At 67.6% G+C, this 20,248-nt stretch carries 19 protein-coding genes; 7 read left to right on the forward strand and 12 right to left on the reverse strand.

What is annotated here, in order from left to right; all coding sequences use genetic code 11:
• The coding region (locus Q0996_RS08375; RefSeq protein WP_299617598.1) for an FGGY-family carbohydrate kinase at nucleotides 1–749 on the reverse strand (749 nt) is incomplete at its 3' end.
• Between the two features lie 181 nt (nucleotides 750–930).
• Here Q0996_RS08375 and Q0996_RS08380 point away from each other — a divergent pair.
• Nucleotides 931–1,557, forward strand: coding sequence for a glucose-6-phosphate isomerase family protein (locus Q0996_RS08380; RefSeq protein ID WP_299617600.1), 627 nt, complete (start codon nucleotides 931–933; stop codon nucleotides 1,555–1,557).
• A 55-nt stretch (nucleotides 1,558–1,612) separates the two neighbouring features.
• The gene (locus Q0996_RS08385; RefSeq protein WP_299617602.1) at nucleotides 1,613–2,569 is read left to right on the forward strand and encodes a shikimate dehydrogenase; all 957 of its coding nucleotides are present in this window, start codon (nucleotides 1,613–1,615) and stop codon (nucleotides 2,567–2,569) included.
• Here the strand turns inward: Q0996_RS08385 and Q0996_RS08390 are convergent.
• The 6 genes from Q0996_RS08390 to Q0996_RS08415 are packed head-to-tail and all read right to left on the reverse strand — an operon-like array spanning nucleotide 2,566 to nucleotide 7,604.
• Nucleotides 2,566–3,042, reverse strand: a complete 477-nt coding sequence (locus Q0996_RS08390) for a hydrogenase maturation protease (RefSeq protein ID WP_299617604.1) — start codon at nucleotides 3,040–3,042, stop codon at nucleotides 2,566–2,568. The genes Q0996_RS08385 and Q0996_RS08390 overlap by 4 nt on opposite strands.
• Entirely contained in the window at nucleotides 3,026–4,321 is a 1,296-nt protein-coding gene (locus Q0996_RS08395; RefSeq protein ID WP_299617606.1) for a Ni/Fe hydrogenase subunit alpha, read from the reverse strand. The genes Q0996_RS08390 and Q0996_RS08395 overlap by 17 nt, the downstream gene beginning before the upstream one ends.
• The gene (locus Q0996_RS08400; RefSeq protein ID WP_299617608.1) at nucleotides 4,311–5,108 is read right to left on the reverse strand and encodes an oxidoreductase; all 798 of its coding nucleotides are present in this window, start codon (nucleotides 5,106–5,108) and stop codon (nucleotides 4,311–4,313) included. The genes Q0996_RS08395 and Q0996_RS08400 overlap by 11 nt, the downstream gene beginning before the upstream one ends.
• A 2-nt stretch (nucleotides 5,109–5,110) precedes the next feature.
• The gene (locus tag Q0996_RS08405) at nucleotides 5,111–5,923 is read right to left on the reverse strand and encodes an FAD/NAD(P)-binding protein (protein WP_299617610.1); all 813 of its coding nucleotides are present in this window, start codon (nucleotides 5,921–5,923) and stop codon (nucleotides 5,111–5,113) included.
• A gap of 47 nt (nucleotides 5,924–5,970) precedes the next feature.
• Nucleotides 5,971–6,465: a Crp/Fnr family transcriptional regulator gene (locus Q0996_RS08410; protein ID WP_299617612.1), complete on the reverse strand. Its 495-nt coding sequence runs from the start codon at nucleotides 6,463–6,465 to the stop codon at nucleotides 5,971–5,973.
• Nucleotides 6,465–7,604 (reverse strand): 4Fe-4S dicluster domain-containing protein, encoded by a 1,140-nt coding sequence (locus Q0996_RS08415; protein WP_299617614.1) that lies wholly within the window; start codon nucleotides 7,602–7,604, stop codon nucleotides 6,465–6,467. Before Q0996_RS08415 ends, Q0996_RS08410 begins: the two co-directional genes overlap by 1 nt.
• 205 nt (nucleotides 7,605–7,809) lie before the next feature.
• Here Q0996_RS08415 and Q0996_RS08420 point away from each other — a divergent pair, with 205 nt between their 5' ends.
• The 3 genes from Q0996_RS08420 to Q0996_RS08430 all read left to right on the forward strand — a co-directional run bounded on the left by Q0996_RS08420 (nucleotide 7,810) and on the right by Q0996_RS08430 (nucleotide 12,579).
• Entirely contained in the window at nucleotides 7,810–8,559 is a 750-nt protein-coding gene (locus tag Q0996_RS08420) for a TylF/MycF/NovP-related O-methyltransferase (protein WP_299617616.1), read from the forward strand.
• 94 nt (nucleotides 8,560–8,653) lie between these two features.
• Nucleotides 8,654–10,372, forward strand: a complete 1,719-nt coding sequence (locus tag Q0996_RS08425) for an ABC transporter ATP-binding protein (protein WP_299617618.1) — start codon at nucleotides 8,654–8,656, stop codon at nucleotides 10,370–10,372.
• A gap of 119 nt (nucleotides 10,373–10,491) precedes the next feature.
• Nucleotides 10,492–12,579 (forward strand): acyltransferase family protein, encoded by a 2,088-nt coding sequence (locus tag Q0996_RS08430; protein ID WP_299617620.1) that lies wholly within the window; start codon nucleotides 10,492–10,494, stop codon nucleotides 12,577–12,579.
• Between the two features lie 19 nt (nucleotides 12,580–12,598).
• Here the strand turns inward: Q0996_RS08430 and Q0996_RS08435 are convergent, their stop codons facing one another.
• From Q0996_RS08435 to Q0996_RS08455, 5 genes are all read right to left on the reverse strand, one after another.
• On the reverse strand, nucleotides 12,599–13,345 hold the full coding sequence (locus tag Q0996_RS08435; protein ID WP_299617622.1) for a hypothetical protein: 747 nt from the start codon (nucleotides 13,343–13,345) through the stop codon (nucleotides 12,599–12,601).
• Nucleotides 13,339–14,211: an FkbM family methyltransferase gene (locus tag Q0996_RS08440; protein WP_299617624.1), complete on the reverse strand. Its 873-nt coding sequence runs from the start codon at nucleotides 14,209–14,211 to the stop codon at nucleotides 13,339–13,341. The genes Q0996_RS08435 and Q0996_RS08440 overlap by 7 nt, the downstream gene beginning before the upstream one ends.
• Before the next feature lie 31 nt (nucleotides 14,212–14,242).
• Nucleotides 14,243–15,646, reverse strand: coding sequence for a hypothetical protein (locus Q0996_RS08445; RefSeq protein WP_299617626.1), 1,404 nt, complete (start codon nucleotides 15,644–15,646; stop codon nucleotides 14,243–14,245).
• A 213-nt stretch (nucleotides 15,647–15,859) separates the two neighbouring features.
• Nucleotides 15,860–17,218, reverse strand: coding sequence for a hypothetical protein (locus Q0996_RS08450; RefSeq protein WP_299617628.1), 1,359 nt, complete (start codon nucleotides 17,216–17,218; stop codon nucleotides 15,860–15,862).
• Nucleotides 17,215–18,375, reverse strand: a complete 1,161-nt coding sequence (locus Q0996_RS08455; protein ID WP_299617630.1) for a mitochondrial fission ELM1 family protein — start codon at nucleotides 18,373–18,375, stop codon at nucleotides 17,215–17,217. The genes Q0996_RS08450 and Q0996_RS08455 overlap by 4 nt, the downstream gene beginning before the upstream one ends.
• Before the next feature lie 161 nt (nucleotides 18,376–18,536).
• Between Q0996_RS08455 and Q0996_RS08460 the strand changes: the two genes are divergently transcribed.
• Entirely contained in the window at nucleotides 18,537–19,295 is a 759-nt protein-coding gene (locus tag Q0996_RS08460) for a 2,3-diphosphoglycerate-dependent phosphoglycerate mutase (protein WP_299617632.1), read from the forward strand.
• 90 nt (nucleotides 19,296–19,385) lie between these two features.
• Entirely contained in the window at nucleotides 19,386–20,165 is a 780-nt protein-coding gene (locus tag Q0996_RS08465) for a sterol desaturase family protein (protein WP_299617634.1), read from the forward strand.
• The last annotated feature ends 83 nt before the right edge of the window (nucleotides 20,166–20,248 follow it).

A 20,248-nucleotide genomic window follows, 5' to 3' on the forward strand; every position in this document is an offset into this window, starting at 1 on the left:
CCCAGCAGGGCCACCGGGAAGTCCCCGCCGCCGACCAGCACCGGGACGCCGGGCGCCAGCCCGATCTCGGCCGCCGTCCCGGCGGTGAGCGGCCCGAGCACCTCCCAGGGCGCCCTGATCGCCGGAAAGAGTTCCTTGCGGAGCCCGGTCAGCGCCAGCAGATCGTCCGACCAGTCGCGGCTGCGGGCATCCATGAGAAAACTCATGGAGGCTTCGGTCCAATCCCAGGCCCGCTCTCCCGTCAGCCGAAAACCGATGTAGTCCTTGGGCATGAGAAGCGTGCTGGCGCGCGCGTAGGCCGGCGCATCGTTCTCGGCGATCCAGAGCAGCTTGAAGGCGGGCCAGGCCGGCCCCGCCAGATTGGCGGTGCGCTCGAGGTAGCTGTCGGCAGCATGGCGCTCCGCGAAGGCCTGGACCTGGGGCGCGGTACGCTTGTCGTTCCACAGTAGCGCCGCTTCGCGGGTCAGGGCGCCGTCGTCATCGATCAGGACCGAGCCGTGCATCTGCCCGCAGGCACAGATCGCGGCCACCCGGGCCGAGGCTTTCTCGACCTTGCCGACGACGCTGCGGATTGTCGCCTGCACGCCGGTCCACCAGTCCGCCGGCCGCTGTTCCGACCAGCCATATTGCGGCACGATCTGTTCGTGGGCCTGATAGCTGAACGCGAGGATGCGGCCCTGACGGTCGACCAGAGCCGCACGAATGCCGCCGGTCCCGACGTCGATGGAAAGATAGAGATCTCGCGCCATTCAGGCGCCCGCCTGGACCGGCCAGCGGAGCGTGCCGGAGCGGCAGAACGGAGGGCACCCTTCACATCCCGTCATGGTCCAAGGATAGCGCCGCACCTGGATGGATCCCCCGAAGATATCTGCGCCCCAGCGTGCTATAACCGCGCGCGGACGCCCCGGAGACCCATGATAGGACCTGAAGATGCAATACGTCGAGCCGAGCCGTCACCGCGTCGACCTGCGCGGCGGCCAGCTCCTGGCGGCCAGTGGCAGCTATGAGAAAAAGCTGAAGGATCTCGATGGCCTCTATGCCGACACGGCGGCCTTTGCCGCGGCTGTTGAGAGCCATGGCGAGGAGATCGTCTACCGGGTGACGGACCGGAAGCCCGAGTCAGCCCATGGCGACCTGATCTTCGGCGTGACCCGGATGGAGCCCGGGCGCATCGGCGACGAGTTCTATATGACCCGCGGGCATATCCATGCGCGGGCGAACCGGCCCGAGACCTACTACGGCGAAGCCGGCGAGGGACTGATGCTGCTGGAGTCGCCGGAGGGCGAGACCCGCATCGTCGAGATCGGCGAACGCATTGTCTGCTATGTCCCACCGTTTTGGATTCACCGCTCCATCAACATCGGTGACAACCCTTTGGTGATGAGTTTCTGCTACCCCGCCGATGCCGGGCAGGACTATGACGTGATCCACCGCTCCGGCGGCATGAGGAGCCGGATCCTGGCGGAAGGAAGCGGCTGGCGCGAGGTGCCGAATGCCGACTACCGGCCGCGCGGTCCCGGCGATATCGCGGCCATCCTTGCGACGGCGGACCAGTGAGCCCGGCGCTGCCGACTGTGGCGCCCCCACAGTCGACAGGGAAACGAGGAACGCCGTGACCTTCACCCCCGCCGAACAGCCGACGCTCTACTTCATCGGCGTCACGACAGGCCAAAGCTCCATCATGCGGGTCTTTCCCGCCTGGGCCGACCACCTGGGCCTGGAGGACGCCCGGATCGCGGGCATGGACTTCGCGCCGCAGAGCGCGGCGGAGCGCTATCGCGAGGCAGTCGCCTTCATCAAGCGCGATCCCCTCTCGCGCGGGGCCCTGGTGACCACCCACAAGCTGGACCTCTTCGCCGCCTGCCGCGATCTCTTCGACGCGGTGGGCGAGCACGCGGCCCTGATGGCCGAGACCAGTTGCCTTTCCAAACGCAACGGCCGCCTGCTGTGTCACGCGAAGGACCCGATCACCGCGGGGCTCGCCATCGACGGGTTCCTCGCCCCGAACCACTTCGCCGAGACCGGCGGCGCGCTCTTCTGCATGGGCGCCGGCGGCGCCACCATCGCCATCACCTGGCATCTGCTGCAGACGTCCCGCGGGGCGAACCGGCCATCGCGGATTGTCGTCTCGGACCGCTCCGCCGCCCGGCTGGACCACATCCGGCAGATCCACCGGGCGATGGCGGCCGACCTTCCCGTCGACTACATCGAGGTTGCCGGTCGCGACGGCAACGACACGATACTCAGCGGCCTGCCCGGCTCTTCCCTGATCATCAACGCCACCGGGCTCGGCAAGGATGCCCCGGGTTCGCCCTTAGGCGACGCTGCGCGCTTCCCGGAAAGCTGCGTCGCCTGGGAGCTTAACTACCGCGGCGACCTGGTCTTCCTCGACCAGGCCCGGGCGCAACAGGCCGCAGCCGGGCTGCAGATCGAGGACGGCTGGACCTATTTCCTGCACGGCTGGTCCCAGGTCATCGCGGAAGTGTTCGACATCGAGGTGCCGACCTCGGGCGAGGGCTTTGCCGCCATCGGCCGGATCGCCAAGGCTGCGGCCGGGCGGGGAGCTTAGCCGGGCCCGGCGCTAAATGGGTCCATGCCGCCGGCCAGCCGGTCGATCAGTTGCTCCGCGGCTTCGGCGACCGGCGGGGAGAGCGCGCTGCCGAAACCGAAAGTGGTGCCGGTGATGCCGATCACCATCAGCCGCTCCGGCAGCCGCCCCAGGGCGCGGCCAAGGGCGACGGCTTCCGGCAGGCCGATCTGATGGGTGGAATGCACGAAGCCGGCGCCGGCAAAGGCCGGGTCGCCGAGATCCCGGAACAAGTGGACGGTCCCCGGCGCCCCGCCTCCCGCCACGGCATCGATGACCACGCAGCGCTGCCGCGCGTCCCAAAGCTCCAGCAGGCCGCTGCCGTCGCCTTGGTGCGCGACGGCCGTCAGGCCGTGCCGTCCGAGCGCGTCGGCGATATAGGGGCCGACGCCGTCATCCTGCCGTTCGCTGTGGCCGACACCGATGAAGACCCAGTCCTCAGGCACGCTCGACATCGAGTTTCAGGAAATGGGTCGCGCAGGAAATGCAGGGATCGTAGTTGCGGATCGCCTGCTCGCAGCGCCACTGCAGATCGTCGTCGTCCAGTTCGTGGAACCGCTCCACTGTGCTGACCAGGTCCAGCTCGATCTGACGCTGGTTCTGGGAGGTGGGCGGCACGATGGTGGCGCTGACGATGGCGCCGTCGTCTGCCACCTCGTAGCGGTGATAGCAGATGCCGCGCGGCGCCTCGGTGATGCCGTGGCCGGTGCCGGCGCGCGGCGGTTCCTCGACGAAGCTCGGCGCCGGCGGCACATAGTCCCTGGCGAGGCGGGCGGCCTCGCGAAAGGCGTAAATCGTCTCCACCTGGCGGGCGAGCAGGCTCTTGAAGGGGTTGCGGCAGCCTGGCGCGAGTCCGGCCCGTTCGGCCAGGGCGAGAATGTCCGCCGGCAGGCGGTCGGCGTTGAGATTGAAGCGCGCCAGAGGCCCCACAAGGTAGGGACGGCCATCGACGGTGGCGCCCTGCAGGGCGTTGGAGTGGGGCACCTGGTGTTCTTCGAAGTGTTCGGGAAAGGCCTCCACCGGGATGTCCAGGCCGGCGGAGGAAACGATGCGCCCCTCGGTGATGGGGTACTCGCTCTCGTGGCGCAGAGCGACGAAGAGATAGTCGACCTCCAGATCGGGAAAATCGAACCCGGAGAAGGCATCGAGCGCGGTGACGGACAGCGCCTCGCAGCGCTCCAGTTCCGGCACCAGGGCGTGAATCTCCGCGGCTGCCGGGGCGGCATAGAACCCGCCGACGCGGGTGTTGACCGGATGGACGCTGCGCCCGCCGATCACCTCCATCAGGCGGTTGCCCATCTTCTTCGCCGCCAGTCCGTTCTCCACCAGGCTGCGGTTCGATTGGGCGAGCGCGATGGAGTCCGGCAGGCCGAGAAAGTCCGGCGCGTGCAGCATGTGGGTGTGCAGCACGTGGCTCTGAATCCACTCCCCGCAGTAGATCAGCCGCCGCAGGTCGGCGATCGGCCGGGTGATCTGCCAGCCCAGCGCATCCTCCATGGCCTGGCTCGCGCCCATGATGTAGGCGATGGGGCAGATGCCGCAGATCCGCGAAGTGACATCCGGCGCGTCACGGAAGGAACGGCCCCGCAGCAGGCCCTCGAAGTAGCGCGGCGGCTCGAAGATACTGAATTCGGAGCGCACCACCTTGCCGCCCTCCAGCCGCACCTTGAAGCGCCCCTCGCCCTCGACCCGCGCCAGGGCCTCGACCTGAATCGTGCGGGTATTATCCGTCATGGCGGCTTCGCTCCTCGGCAAAGGCGGGGGCCCCGGCGGTGAAACCGCCGAAGAGGTCCCGGATGGTGCGCCGGTCGGCGCCGAGCGCGGCCAGGTCCGCCGCCAGCGCCGCGGTGTTGGCGCCCTCCTTGGGACCGAAGCAGCCGTAACAGCCGCGCCCGACCCGCGGGCAGAGGTTGCCGCAGCCGCCCTGGGTCACCGGGCCCAGGCAGGGAATGCCCTTGGTCACCATGACACAGGCGGTGCCGGCCAGCTTGCACTCGGTGCACTGGCTGTAGTCGGGGATCGAGGGCTTGCGCCCCTTCAGCAGGGCGGTGATGGCCTCGACAAGCTGGTGCTTGTCGATGGGACAGCCGCGCAACTCGTAGTCGACGCTCACGTGGTCGGCGATGGGCGTCGAGGTATCCAGGGCGTCGATGAACTGCGGGCTGGGATAGACCGAGGCCTTCAGGCTTTCGTGGTCCATGGAGTTGCGCAGTGCCTGAATGCCGCCGGCGGTGGCGCAAGCGCCGATGGTGATCAGGATCCGGCTGTCGCGGCGGATCTCCTGGATGCGCTCCACCTCATGGGCGGTGGAGATCGAACCCTCGACCAGGGAGACGTCGTAGGGGCCCGGCTGCGTCGTCCGGGTCGCCTCCAGGAAGTAGGCGATCTCCACGGCATCGGCGATGTCGAGCAGCTCGTCCTCGCAATCCAGCAGGGTGAGTTGGCAGCCGTCGCAGCTCGAGAACTTCCAGACCGCCAGTTTGGGCCGGCTGCCCCCGGGCTTCGTCTCTCGCGGCGTCATGTCTAGAGCTCCCAGACCGTCATGAGGTCGCGCACCGCCGGGTAGGAGAAAACCGGGCCGTCGCGGCAGATCAGATGCGGGCCAAGCTGGCAGTGGCCGCACCAGCCGATACCGCACTTCATGTTGCGTTCCAGGGAAAGGTGGATGTCCTCCGCCGGCACGCCGGCGTCCAGCAGGGCCTGGGCGCCGAAGCGCATCATGATCTCCGGGCCGCAGACCATGGCCACGGTCTCTGCGGGGTCGCGCAGCATCGCGGGCACGAGGTCGGTGACCACGCCGACGCGCCCGCTCCAGTCCTCGGCGGCGCGGTCCACGGTGATGCCGACCCGCAGACCCTCGGTGTTCGACCAGCCGAGAAGCTGCGGGGCATAGAGGATCTGATCCGGCGCGCGGGTGCCGTAGACGATGGCGACGCTTTTCAGGCGGTCCCGGTTGGCCAGCGCCCAATAGATGATGGGCCGGGTCGGCGCCAGGCCGAGGCCGCCGGCAACGATCATCAGATGCTTGCCGAACGCCCGTTCCACCGGCCAGGCGGTCCCCAGGGGGCCGCGCACGCCGATCCTTTGGCCTTCCTGCAAGTTACAAACTGCCTTGGAGACGGCGCCCACGGCGCGGACCGTCTGCACCAGCGTGGCGTCTGCGGCCGGATCGCCGGAGATGCTGATGGCAATCTCCCCCACCCCGTGGACGTAGAGCATGGTGAACTGGCCCGGAGCGAAGTCGAGGGGCCGGCCGTCGACCGCCGCCATTTCCAGGGTGACGCAGTCCGCCAGCTCCGGCCGGCGGGCGCGCACCTCGAAAGCTCGCGGCAGCATGCCACCTTCGCCGGAGTGCACACTCCGCTCAGCGACGACAGCCGTCGTCATAGGGCGCGGCCCACTTCGGCGGGCGGGGCATAGAGATCGAGCAGGCGCAGGCGCGTGGTCTGCAGCCGTTCCGCAACCACCGGCAGGAAGCGCTGCATCACCTGATAGCCCATGCTGGGATCGGCGTCGCACTTGGTGCGCAGGCAGGCGGCATCGACGCCGGTGGCGCGCACGGCGCCCACCGCCCGCGCATCGAAGCGCCAGCGGTAGGGCGGCAGAATCCATGAGGCGCCGACCACGGCGCCGGGATGCACGGTCTGCACCGTCAGCCGGCCACGGCCGGGCATCCGCAGCTCCAGGGCCACGTCGCCGCCCCGCAGCAGATAGAAGGTATCGGCGGGCTCGTCGACCTTGAACAGATAGTCGCCGTTGGAGAAGTGAACGTTCCCGGCGCAGCCGCCCAGCAGCTCGGTGGTCTCCGAATCGAGACCGGCAAAGAGCGGATGGGCGGCCAGGATATCGGCCATCGATTTCATCTTGCCGTCAGTCATCAAGCCTCCTTCCCGGCTTGTCCCGCTGTCCGCTCCGCCGCCGCAAGCGCCGCCACTTCGGCGGTGATGTCGATGCCCACTGGGCACCAGGCGATGCAGCGCCCGCAGCCGACACAGCCGGACTGGCCGAATTGATCGTGCCAGTGGGACAGCTTGTGGGTGATCCACTGGCGATAGCGCGAGGCGGTTTCGGTGCGCACTGCACCGCCGTGCAGATAGCTGAAGTCCAGGGAGAAGCAGCTATCCCAGCGGCGCCAGCGCTCCGCCTGCGCCCCGTCGAGGGAGGAGCGGTCCTCGACCGTCCCGCAGAAGCAGGTGGGGCAGACCAGGGTACAGTTGGCGCAGCTCAGGCAGCGCTCGGCCACCGCCGCCCAATGCGGATGCTCGTAGTTGCGCTTCAGCAGGGCTTCGACATCCTCGCCCATACGGCGCTGCTGCGCCTCGGCACAGGCCCGCGAGCCCGCGCGGGCGGTCTTCAGGTCGGCTTCGCCTGCCGGCTCCCCGGAGAGAGCATCGAGGATTTCGCGTCCCTTCGCGCTCCCCGCGCCGACCACGAAAACATGGCGGTCGTCCTCGAGGATCTCATCGAGCACGAGGTCGAAACCGCCCTCGGCGCGCGGCCCCGTGTTCATGGAGGCGCAGAAACAGGTCGCCGCCGGGCGCATACAGTTCACGGCGATCAGCAGCAGCGCTTCCCGCCGGCGGCGGAAGCGGGTATCGACGAAGGGGCCGTCTTCGAAGACCGCCGTCAGCGTTTCCAGGGCCGCCAGATCGCAGGGGCGCAAGCCGAGGACCGCCAGGGGCGGCGCCTCCACCGGATCTTCCTCGGCGGCCATGTCCATGCCGACCTCATAGAGCCGCTCCTCTGCCGGATAGACGGCCCGCTTCAGCCCCTGCATGGGCAGCGTGTGATCGAAAAAGGCGTCGCGCGGCCCGTCGATCAGACGGACCGTCCCGGCCTCGGCCGCTTCGATGCGCCCGCGGGGCAGGTCGGACGCGGAAGCGATCGGCCCCAGCGTCAAGGCGCCGTCAGTCTCCTGCGCGCCCCAAACCTGATAGCCTCGCGCCCTCAGCACCTCGATCAGCGCGTCGAGGCCCCCGGCAGGGGTGACAACAGAGGTGTCGGCGGCACGGTCCACGGTGGCCAGTCCCCTTTGGCCGTTGAGAATGCATCACCGCTTAGATCGCATGCCTCGGCGCACCCGCCAATGAGCGAGATCAATTGAGCGCCCGAACCCGGGGGCCCAGCGCCGGGCGGCGGGTGGCTGAGACCGGCGTCATGGCGCTTGCGGGCCCCGCGATTTCCTGCCAAACACGGGCCTCGAATTTGGAGACCCGGCGCCCGTGCAGCTGCAGAAACTGGTCCGCTACGGCTATCGCTCCCTGACTGGGGAGCCCCACGAAAAGCGCGACTTCGCCTTCTACGTGATGAACCAGTTGGCGAAGTGGTTCGACATGCGGATCTATAACAAACACACAAGCTGGCAGGACGACGAGGAGTTCCTGGCGGTGATGCGGCGCTTCGACCCCAGCTACCCCAGGATCAAGGAACGGCAGTTTTTCCTCTATAACCTGGCCAGGAGCCTGCGCCACCTGCCGGGCGAGACGGCGGAATGCGGCGCGCTCGGCGGCGATTCCAGTCATGTCATCATGTCTGCCTTCGAGGACGACCGGCCGCACCACATCTTCGATTCCTTCAGCGGCCTGTCCGAGCCCACCGAACACGACAAACCCAAGACCCAGAGCGTGCGCGCGCTCCAGGCGGGCGAGTTCGCCAGCCCGCTGGAGCGGACGAAGAAAAACCTGGCGGCCCACCCCCAGGCGCTGTTCTACAAGGGCTGGATCCCGGAACGCTTCGACGAGGTGGCGGACAAGACCTTCTGCCTGGTCAACGTCGACGTCGACTTCTATGAGCCGACGCGGGACGCCTTTTCCTTCTTCTTCGAGCGCCTGGTGCCGGGCGGCGCCATCCTCTGCGACGACTATGGCTTTCGCACCTGTCCGGGGGCCAAGAAGGCCATGGACGAGGCCGCGGCAGGCGTCGGCCGCCAGGTGGTCCACGTGCCCACCGGCCAGGGCCTGGTTCTCAAGTAAGTCCTTGCCCAAACAGTGATTTTCCCGCCTTCGGAGTGCCGGACTCCCGAGAAATGGCCTTGACCCCCGGGAAATACATGCAAATACATGGGCGATGACCGGCATTCTCCGCATCTTCTACGGCGCCAAGGGCACGAATCCCTGGCTTGTCCTCTTCTGCCTGCTGCTGGCCGGGGTCTTCGAGGGCATCGGTCTCGCCACCCTGCTGCCGCTGCTGTCGCTGACCATCGACGACGGCGCCAGAGAGACCTCGACGGTGGCGCTCTACGTCGAGCAGGCCCTGGCTTTCGTCGGGCTGGCGCCGACTCTGGGGCTGCTGCTCTGCCTGGTGGTGGGCGGCATCGTGCTCAAGTGCCTCCTGACCCTGATTGCGATGCGTTTCGTCGGCTATGCCGTGGCGGAGGTCGCCACCGGCCTGCGGGCTGAACTGATCAAGCGCCTGCTGACAGTGCGCTGGAGCTATTTCACGCACCAGCCGCTGGGCGGGATCGCCAACGCGGTCAGCGTCGATGCCACGCGCTCCGGCCATGCCTATCTCATGGCCGCCAACTTCCAGGTCAACATTATCCAGACCGTGATCTACAGCCTGGTCGCGGCCCTGGTCTCCTGGCAGCTCGCCCTGGCGGCCCTAGCGCTCGGCGGCACCATCGCGCTGTCGCTGCATTTCCTGGTTCGGATCAGCAAGAAGGCCGGTCGCCGCCAGACCGAGCGTACCTCGGAGCTGGTGGTCTATCTCAGCGACGCGCTCAACAGCATCAAGCCCATCAAGGCCATGGCCAAGGCCAGCAAGTTCGCCAACCTCTTCGACCGCAAGATCGGTCAGTTGCGACGGGCTCTGCGCCGCCAGATCGTCAGCCAGTACGCCCTGAAAAACCTGGAAGAGATGCTGGTCGCCATGGCCGTCGGCGTCGGGTTCTACATCGCCATCATCGGCTGGGCCGTGCCGGTCTCGCAGCTCCTCGTCATGGGGTTGCTGCTGTTCCAGGCGGTCGCCAGCATCGGCAAGATGCAACGCCAGCTCCAGAAGGCGGTCATCTATGAGAGCGCCTACTGGTCGGTGCGCCGCCTGATCGACGAGGCCGAGTCGGCGCAGGAGCCCAATCCCGGCCGCGCCACACCCAGCCTGAACCTGGGCTGCCGCTTCGAGGAGGTCTCCTTCGCCCATTCCAGCCACAAGGTGCTGGACCGTGTCACCCTGGAAATCCTGGCCGGCGGCCTGACCGTGATCACCGGGGCCTCCGGGGTCGGCAAGACGACCCTGACCGATCTGCTCCTGGGGCTCTACCGGCCGAGCAGCGGACGCGTCCTGATCGACGGACAGCCGCTCGACGAGATCGATCTCCAAGCCTGGCGGGCGCAGGTGGGTTATGTGCCGCAGGAACTGATCCTCTTTCACGATACGATCCTCGCCAACGTCACCCTAGGCGACCCGCGCATCGGCGAGGCGGAAGCGCGGGAGGCGCTGGAGGCCGCCGGGGTCTGGGATTTCGTCGCGGGCCTGCCGGAAGGTCTGCAGAGCGTCGTCGGCGAGAAGGGGGCCAAGCTCTCCGGCGGACAGCGCCAGCGCATCGCCCTGGCTCGCGCTCTGGCCGGAAAGCCCAAGCTGCTGATCCTCGACGAAGTGACCTCGGCCCTCGACCCGGAGACCGAACAGGCGATCTGCCGCAACATCGATGCTCTCAGCCGCCAGATGACGATCCTCGCCATCACCCATCGGGAGGCCTGGACCGACATCGCCGAGCGGACCTACCTGATCGACCGCGGCGGCATCGAACTCATCAAGAGCGGCCGTGCCCTGAAGCGGCCGGCCTGACTCCGATGCCTACGCCGTCGTCAGGACAAGGACTCTCTGGATCGCCGCCGTGCACGCTGGGTCGCGCACGTGGCCTCTGGCCTTGGGCGGGCTTGGGCAGGCCCTGATCGGGAAAAGCAGTGTCGGGGGACATCAACGGACTTCAATTGGGCAGCAAGGGGCGGCACGCCGCCCTGCCCTACCGCGCCGAGGTGGACGGCCTGCGGGCCATCGCCGTGCTCTCGGTCGTGCTCTTTCACGCCGGTTTCGAGATCTTCAGCGGCGGCTTCGTCGGCGTCGACGTGTTCTTCGTCATCAGCGGCTATCTGATCACCTCGATCATCCTTTCCGAACTCGGCAACGGCAGCTTCAGCCTGCTCCGCTTCTACGAGCGCCGGGCGCGGCGCATCCTTCCGGCACTCTTCTTCGTCACCGCGGCCTGCATACCGCTGGCCTTCCTGTGGATTGCACCACGCCACATCGAGGGCTTCGCCGAAAGCGTCATCGCCGTGACGACCTTCTGGTCGAACATCCTGTTCTGGGACCAGAGCGGCTACTTCGACACGGCAAACGAACTCAAACCGCTGATCCATACCTGGAGCCTGGCGGTCGAGGAGCAGTACTACATCCTCTTTCCGCTGTTCCTGCTGCTGCTCTGGCGCGGCGGCTACAACCGGATGGCCCTGGTCCTCACCGCCGTGGCGGCCGTCAGCCTGGCGGCGGCGCATTGGGGGGCCTACGCCTTTGCGACGGCGTCCTTCTACCTGCTGCCGACCCGCGCCTGGGAGTTCCTGATCGGGGCGCTGGTGGCGCTCTACCTTCGCGGAAACGCCGGGGCCGGAAAGGCGCACCCCTGGCTTAGCGTGCTCGGGCTCGGCATGATCGCCTTTTCCGTCTTCGCCTTCGACCGCCATACACCCTTTCCGGGGCTTTACGCCCTGGTGCCGACCGTCGGAACCGCGCTGGTCATCCTCTCCGCGCCGGCCAGAACCCCGGCGCAGCTGATCCTCGCCAGCCGGCCGGCCGTCGGCATCGGTCTGATCAGCTACAGCGTCTATCTCTGGCACCAGCCGCTCATGGCCTTCTACCGGCATTGGTCCCTGAGCGATCCCGAGACCGTCATGAAGCTGGCCCTCTGCGCCGCCTCGCTTGCGCTGGGCTACCTCACCTGGCGCTACGTCGAGCAGTCGTTCCGCAATCGCGCCCAGGTGACCACAAGAACGGTTGTCAAACTGGCGCCGGCGAGCGGGGTCGCGCTGATCCTGGCGGGGGTTTTCGGCCTGGTCTACAAGCCGCCTATGGAGATCGAGGTCGCTTCCGAGAGGGTGATGGTCCCGCGGAAGTTCGGCGGCATCGAGGTAAACGGCAAGGATTGCAGCTTTCCGAAACTCCCCGACGAGTTCTGCCGCTTTGAGGGCCTGCGCAAGGCACCGCAGACGGAGCTGTCGCTCTTCGTCATCGGCGACAGCCACGCGCGGGTGCTGACGGAGGCGGTCCACGGGGACCGCTCCTTCTACACCGAGTTCTTCGATCTCAGCGCCGGCGGCTGTCCCTTCCTCTTGGATCTGACCGTCTACATCGGGCCGGAGGCGCACCGCTGCGACGACCGCTACCAGCGCCAGCGCCTCGACTTTCTGACCTCTAACGGCAGCCATAAGAAAGTGGCGGTTCTCTCCGCGCGCTGGGCGCTCTACCTGCATGGCGAGGGGTTCGACAACAGCGTGGGCGGCGTCGAGCGGCGCGACCGGATCATTGCCGCCAAGTCCATCTCCTCCAAAGGCGAGCAGCACAAGCGGGACTACTTCCAGTCGCTGGAGAAGACCATGACGGCGGTTCTGGCGGCCAGTGACCACGTCGTCTTCGTGCTGCCGAACCACATGAACGGCTGGAACGTCCCCGACAAGGCGCGCCGCCTGAAGGCGAGCGTGAGCAGCCTGGAAGAGCTGGAGGCGAAGCTTTCGATTCCCGGCAGCGCCGTCGCGCAACGCCTGGAGGAATTCAACGCCTTCGTCATGGGCCGCTACGCCGACGACCCCAAGGTCACCATGATCGATCCGCGGCGGTTCACCTGCTCGCAGACGGGCGAACTGTGCTACGGCTTCAGGGACAAAGTCCTGATGTTCGCCGACTCCGATCACCTCTCCCTGCCGATGAACCAGCAGATCTCATCGGAGATCGCCTCCCTGCTCGCTGAGATCTACGACCCGCAACTATGGGACGCGCGGTAACCCCGGCGGAACGACGCGGTCAGTTGCTCTCGATGTTGATGGTGAGCGTCCGGCGCAGAACAGTCGGATCGTTGCCGGTCATCGGCCAGACCGCATGCCAGGAGTTGTAGGTTTTCACGAAGACCAGGCATTGGTTCGGCTCGAAGGGATAGGTGCGCAGGCACTCGACCTCGTCGAAGTCCATGTAACCGTTGACCAGGTTGTAGCTGCGGTTCCTGTCCCGGGGCCAGACCACGCTGGTGCCGCCGCCGTAGTCATCGTTCCACTCGTCGTCCTTCAGGATCGGGATGACCATGGTGACGACCTTGGAGGGATGGTCGGTGTGCGGGCGGATGTTGCCGCCGGTCACCGGCATGGAGGAGAACTCGAAGCGCGAGCGCAGGCGCGGGATATGCGGCTGCGGGCTGCCCTTCTTCAGTGCCTTGAATCGCTTGGCGGCGCGTTCGCGCCAGGACACGTTGGCCAGCCCCAGGTCGATGTTGTGCGACCTCAGCATCGCCATGGTGTCGGTGATGAAGCGCTCACTCTTGATGTAGTCGTAGAAGCGGCCCCAGCCGGCGTTCTTGCGCAGATGCTCGAAATAGGCCGCCTTGTTGTTGTGGCGGGACAGCGAGTACTTGACCCCGTTGAACTCCTTCAAGACGAAGGTCTTGTCATCGGGGAAGGTGGCGATCAGTTCGCGGTAGAAGTCGGGGTCCAGGGCCCCGCGTGCGATCCCGATCGGATAGGGTTCGTAATCGAATTCGATTGCATCAAAGTTCAGCATACTCTGGTCGTGCTTTCTGCAGGCCGGAAGATCGCATTGTAGGCGACCATTTCCGGGTCCGCGCCCGCATTGATCTGGCGCAACACACCCATGGTGTCGTTGCGCTCGGAAAAGACGTAGCCCTGCGCCTCCATGTAGCCGAACAGCGCCTGCTTCTCGCGGGCGTTCACTTCCACGCTCAGCACTCTGGGGCGGCGCGGGCCGTTCAGCAGCCGCTGCATGCCCCGCAGAACGCGGGCTTCGTTGCCGTCGACGTCCAGCTTGACGAAGTCCGGCGCGCGCATGACGCCCGACTCGACCAGGGCATCCAGGTCCGCACCGTACTTCATCTCGGTGACCAGGGGCTGGAAGCGCGTCTCGTGATCGTCGACGGCTTCGTGCAACTGGCTGCCCGAGGTGCCGGCCTCAAGGCGGATGTAGTGGAACGGGAAGATCCCAGAGCTGTCGGTCAGCGCCAGGGAGAAGGGGGTGACCCGGTCGCAGTAGTCGTTGAGCCGGATGTTCTCCACCAGACTGGCGAAATTGGCCGCCGAAGGCTCGAAGGCATAGACCTGTCCGGTCTTGCCGGTGCGCGCCGCCGCCATCAGGCTGTAGAGCCCGATGTTGGCGCCGATATCGCAGAACACATCGCCCTCGCGCAGCTCCCTGCGGATCAGCTCGACGGTGCCGGCTTCCTTCAGATAGACGCCGCTGATACGCCAGAACTCGCGGAACGACGTCGGCGCCAGATGGTAGGCGTGCCCGTTGTCCTTGAGCTGGTAGTGGCCCATCAGCCTGCGCGCCATGCGGTAGCGCAACTTCGCGAGCTGCCGCTTCGCCATGCGCCACCGGGTGCCCTTGAGCTTGGTGTATCCCAGTTCTGCCATGCCGCATCGACCCGCCGGAGGCGCCCTGAGGTCAGCCCCGGAAGACCCGGTCGCTCTTGCCGAGCTTGCCCTTCAACTGCGCGCAGAGCTGCCACTTGATCCCTGGATGGCGCCGCGACGCGCCCTCGAGCTGCTCGCGCCACCACTCCGGCGGCTGCACCGTGCAGTGGGCGTTCTGCCCGTCCGGCAGGAACTTCTTGGCCGGATAGCAGGCCGCCACCGCGTAGACGAAGGAGGTCGCGTGGGCGAAGAGCTTGTCCAGCACCCAGGGGATATCCTCTTCGGTGATGTGCTCCAACACGTCGGTGCAGATCACCCCGTCGTACTTCGGCTCGATGGGCCCGGAGAAGGGCTCGTAGCCCGGATCGTAGCAGGTCACCCGCGTCTCGCCCCAGGCGGCCATGGACTTGAAGCGCGCATCCGGCGCCTCGCCGGGATAGGGGCTGTAGAGCTTCGCCTTGCCGGAGCCGTAGTCCAACAGGCTCTTGGCCCCGGAGGCCCGGATCAGCTCGGCGATGGGATCGACATGCTCGGTGAGGGACTTGCCGGAGAAGGTCTTCTCCGGCGGCCGGCCGACATCGGGCGAGCCCTCTTCGTGCATCGTGCGGTACATCTCGACGAGCTTGGTGTAGCCGCGGCTCGGGTTCTCCTCGGTGAAGAGGGTGAAGCCCGCGGCATCGGCGGCGCGCTCCATCTCGAACCAGATCTCGCCGTTGGCGTTGTCCTTGTAGCGCAGCTCCTTGGGGAAAGGCTGCCAGGGCTGGGTCTGCAGCGTCGTGTAGTGCAGCAGCTTGGACACGCCCGGCTCGTACTCGTGGTCGCGGGAATTCCACACCCCCGGCAGTTGGCCCCACATGCCCTCGATGGCCTGCACACGGTGACGGAAGAACTTGTGGCGCTCCCCGCGCTCGGCATCGGCCCGGTGCCAGATCTTCGCCATCTTTTCGCAGTCGAGCAGCATGACGGCGGTTTCTTTTTCGGTGATGCAGAGCTGGCCGCAGCCCTGCATGTCCATGTCGAAAAGCTCCGCCGGGTCGACCAGGTAGATCTGGTCGACATCGTTGTAGATCGCCCGGCCCTGGCTGCCCGCCAGCTCGGGGATCGCGTAGCGGTAGGCGGTGAAGCCGGTCTTCCACTTCGAGCGGTCGAAGCCCTTTAGGTGTTTCATCAGGTGGATCTCATAGCGGCGCGCAGGGTCGCGGACCTGCAGGATCGACCAGACGAAAATGCGCTCGGCCCGGTGCTGTGCCGTTTCGGTGCCCAGGAAGATGCGCACCGGCGGCTTGGAACTGGGCGTGACGCCGGGCTCGGCGTCCAGCAGCACCACCTCCGGGGCCTCGCGGTTGCCGGGCGGGCGGCCACGCTCGATGCGCAGCAGATGGCCGATGCGCTTGTGGTAGTACTTGGTCTTGAAACTCGGTTGTGCAGCGGTCAAGGGCTTCACTTTCTTAGCAAGACAGGGACCTAGAGACAAACCTCGCCAAAGGATCGGCCCGCCGTGCCACGCACGGCAATTGGGCTCACGGCCATAGAACGTGTGCCTGGGCAAAGAAAAACATGTCCAGATCGGCCCACACCATTAAAACAGACGGGCCCGGCAGGCAAGGCGCAGTTGGCCCTGGGGCTGCGCAGGCGCGGCGCCCGCATTTCAGCCTGCCGCGTCCCGGCGCGCCGTCAAAGCGCTCTGATGTTCCTCCCAGCGCGCCTTCAGGGCATCGCTGAGGATGATCAGTTCGCCTTTGTAGAGGCTGAGGGCCTCCAACAGCAGCGCCAGCTCAGAGTCCGCGTCGTGGCCCGGCGAATAGGCGTTGGGCGTGGCGGTGTCGCCGGGATAGCTGCCGGCGGGATGGCTGAAGAGGTCGATCCCGGAGATCACTAGCCGCGGCGGCTGTAAGGCCACCGCCGTCGCCAGCATGGCCGCCCCGTTGGTGGGGCGGATGCCCTCCCAGCGGGGTTCCGAGAGGTAGAGGTCGAAGCGTTCGATGGTGGCATAGCGGATGCGGCGGAAATGCGGCTGCAGAACACGGGTGGCCAGCAAGCGGGCCTCCGACTTGACGGTCTGCAGGCCGAAGATCGACCCTTTGACCGCGGAGAGCGAGGCCTTGGAGCCGGTAAAGACCATATCCGGGGCGGTCAGGAAACCGCGCTCCAGCCAGACATGGTTGACCCGGAACAGGCAATCGTGGCGCACCGCCGCGACCTCCGGACCCTCCGACGACGGGCCGTTGCCGAGGCAGAGGATGGTGGTCGGGTTGCCCAGGGTTTCGCGCAGGGCCTCGATGGTATCGAAGCGCTCCACCTTGACCGACAGCCAGCGGCGCAGCCGCGGCCGGTCCATGCAGGCCAGAGCCAGCCGCTCCAGTCGCCGCCGCAGCGGCCGCTGGGTGCTGCGCATGAGCTTGAGGTCGCGCCCCAGCAGCGGTGCGACCACCGTCAGCAACTGGTCGCGCCGCGCCTCGGCCTCGTCCGACAGGCGGGTCACCCGCTCCGCCGGCAACCCGGCGGACGTCAGGTACCGCTGCCGGGCCTCGCCGGCCACAAAGCAATGCTGAAGCTTCGGGAGATCGCTTCCGAGGGCCTCAAGATCGGTTGGACGCTCTGCGTCGTCGACACCATCGGATTGCATCACCACCACCGGTGTGGCGCGCCCATGGGCGGCGGTCGAAATGAAACGGTCACGCGGGTCGAAGGGCCCCAGCAGCAGCAGCCCGCGGACGTTGAGGTTCACCAGATAGCGGCTGGCGCAATAGCCGAGGCGGAAGGGCGGCGGCAGCACCACGGCGCCCGGAAAGGTCTCGGTCAGCCAGCCGCGCAGGCCCGGGTCGGCGGCGGTGAAGAGGAAGTCGAGCCGCGCGAAGCGGTCCCGCAGGCCCTCGACCAGCGGCCGGGCCGCCTCGAAGTCCTGGCGCCGGGCGCCGTGCAGCCACAGCGTGCGTTCGCCGGAGAAGGCGACCTGCCCGCAGCGTGTCAGGAACCCGCCGGAGGCGGCGTGATCGACCGAGGTCACGGCGCGCTCTGCTCCACAAGACGGCGGACGCGGGCGGCCAGCAGGGAGAGGTCCGGCAGCGGGGCCGGCTGCTTCGGCGCGCCGCCCTCGGCGAAGGGCTGCGCGATGCCGGCCTCGATCATGCCGCGGTGCATGAGATCCAGATCGCGCGGCGGCACCACCCAGCCGCCTTGAATGAGGCGCTCGCAGATCCCGCCCAGGCCTCCGCCACGGCGGCTTGCGGCCAGCACCCAGCCCGCGAACCGGGCGCGCAAAGACCTGCGGCGCGCCGGAACCGGGTAGATGAAAAGCGGCTTCGCCGCCGCCGCGGCCTCCGCCAGCATGGACTCGCTTTCGCCGGTCACCACCAGGACATCCGCCTGGGCCAGGTAACCGAGATAGGGATTCTCCTGTTGGTCCGGGCGCCAGCAGTGCAGCGCAGCGTGCGGCGCGCCCTGGCGCAGCGCCTCTTCCACCGCCGCCCTGCTGCGCCGGCTGGTCACGCAGGTGAGCGACCCGCCGAGGCCTTCGGCGAAGCCCTGCAAGGCAGCGGCCATGCGCCCCGCCGTCTCCGCCGACAGTTTGTGGTGCGCCGTTGTGCCTCCCACCAGCAGGGCAACGCGCGGACGGGCCGCCCCGTCGAAGAGGTCCGGCCAGCGCGCTGCCGCCGCGTCGAGCCGCGCCGCCGTCACCTGGGTCGGCGGCAGCAGCACCTGCAGGCGTTTCGGGTGGTCCGGCAACTGAAAGTGCGTGCAGGTGACCGCCAGATCGAAGCCGTCGGCAACGTTGGCCGCCTTGCGGCCGAGCTGGACGAGGCGCGTGTGGCCGCCGCTCCGGCGCTTGACCCACCGGGCGATGGGCGCCGTGCGCCGGCCCATGGCGATCACCAGATCCGGCCAGGGCGGCGCCAGTTCCGCAGAGCGCGCCGTGTCCAGCGACAGGCGGCTGGCGCCCAGCAGCCGGTTGCTGATGCGGTTGAGCCGGGTGAACGCGAGGGTCTTGCGCTCATAGGGCCAGCCCAGAGCCTCGGCCAGCCCGACGACCTGGGTCACATGCCCGGGCCGGTCGTCCAGCAGCAGCCAGACCCGCGGCGCCGGCGCCGCGGCAGTGTCTTGATCGGCGGTCTCTTGAACGGCCGGCTGGCACGGTTCGGAGGCGGGAATGGAGACAACAGACATCGCGGCTGGAAGAATTGCTCACCTCGGGCTACGAAGGCCGCTCCTTCGGCACGCCGCTGACCGGGCGATTGCCGAGGGGCCGCTCTAGGGTTTATATCCCCCGGCCACGGGGGTAAAGCACCCACTGACGGCCGGTTGTCCAAAGCAAATCAAGGGAATCTATGCCTACGCTGGTCCTGGTGCGCCACGGCAAGACGGAATGGTCGGGCCAGAACCGCTTTGCGGGTTGGGCCGACGCGCCGCTCAGCACGGGCGGACGCGCCGAAGCGCGGGCCGCCGGCCGCGCCCTCGCGACAGCGGGCCTCGGCTTCGACCTTTGCTGCACCTCCTACCTCAGCCGCGCCGCCGAGACCCTGGCCATCATGCTGGCGGTCATGGGCGAAGAGGCGCTGCCGGTGGAGCGGACCTGGCGGCTGAACGAGCGCCACTACGGGGCGCTGCAGGGTCAGAATCGGGCCAAGATGGCGCTGCAGTACGGCAACGCGCAGGTCGCGCAGTGGCGCCGCAGCTTCACCGCCGAACCGCCGGCCCTGGCCGAGGGCGACCCGCGGCTGCCCGCCGCGGACCCGCTCTATGCCGAGGTCGAACCCCAACTCCTACCGCGCAGCGAAAGCCTGCAGCAGGCGGCCGCGCGCGTGGCGCCCTGGTGGCACGAGAGCCTGGCACCGCGCCTGCGCCAGGGACAGAAGGTGCTGGTGGCCGCCCACACCAGCAGCATCCGCGGCTTGGTGCGTGAACTCGAAGGGCTGGACGGCGAGGCGGCGGCGGCCTTTCGCATCGCCACCGCGGTGCCGCTGGTCTATCGGCTCGATGCCGATCTGGGCGTCATCGGCCGCGAGGCACTGGCCGGCGGCTGGGGCGGACGCCTGCGCCAGTTCCTCAACAAGCACAAGCCGGGCACCCGAATCTCCTGGGTTTAGAACGCTTTGATGGGGGTCGGCTCGGCGTTGATTCTTCGCCTGCGAACTCTTAGGTTTGGGCCGACTCCGGAAACGCTGAAAAGGCAGACGATGGCGCTGTTCGGCAGAACGCCCTGGTCCGACAGGAAGTACTTTCTCGACAAGATGACCCTGCGGGAGCTGGTCTGGGCTTACGTGACCTATCCGGCCATTCAGGCCTACGGCCTGTTGAGCCTTGTGGGTCTAGCTGTGGTGATCCAGGGCCTGACCGCCTGGGGTACCAGTGCCTCGGCGCTGGCTGTGGCGGTCGCCGCGACGATCCTCATCTACCCCGTGGTCTGGTACCTGCTGCACCGCTTCGTGCTGCACGGGCGCTGGCTCTATCGCTATCCGCAGACCGCGGCCTTGTGGAAGCGCATCCACTTCGACCATCACCAGGACCCCCACGATCTGGGCGTTCTCTTCGGGGCCCTGTCGACGACGCTGCCGACCATCCTGGCCGTCACCATTCCCCTGGGATGGCTGATCGGCGGACCCACGGCGGCGGCGGCGGCGGCGACCACCGGCATCGTCACCACCTGCTTCTACGAGTTCTGCCACTGCATCCAGCACCTGCCCTTCACGCCGAAGTGGGCCTTTCTGCGGCGCATCAAGCGCCATCATCTGGCCCATCACTTCCACAGCGAGCAGGGCAACTACGGCATCACCAACTTCTTCTGGGACCGGGTGTTCGGCACCTTCTATCCCGATGCCAAGCAGTTTCCGCGCAGCGAGACGGTCTTCAACCTGGGCTACACCGGGGCGGAGACGGCGCGCTTTCCCTGGGTCGCGCTGCTGTCCGGCCTCGCCGCCGACGGCAGCCCGGTCCCCCGGCGCGTCCGAAGGGAATGACGCGCCGCGCGCAGCGGGGGCCGTCTTCCTCCTCTTCGGCCGGATGACCGCCGCGGCCCTGGTCACGTGATGCGTCGGCCGGC

The organism is Pelagibius sp., assembly GCF_028289705.1.
GTDB lineage: Bacteria > Pseudomonadota > Alphaproteobacteria > Kiloniellales > Kiloniellaceae > Pelagibius.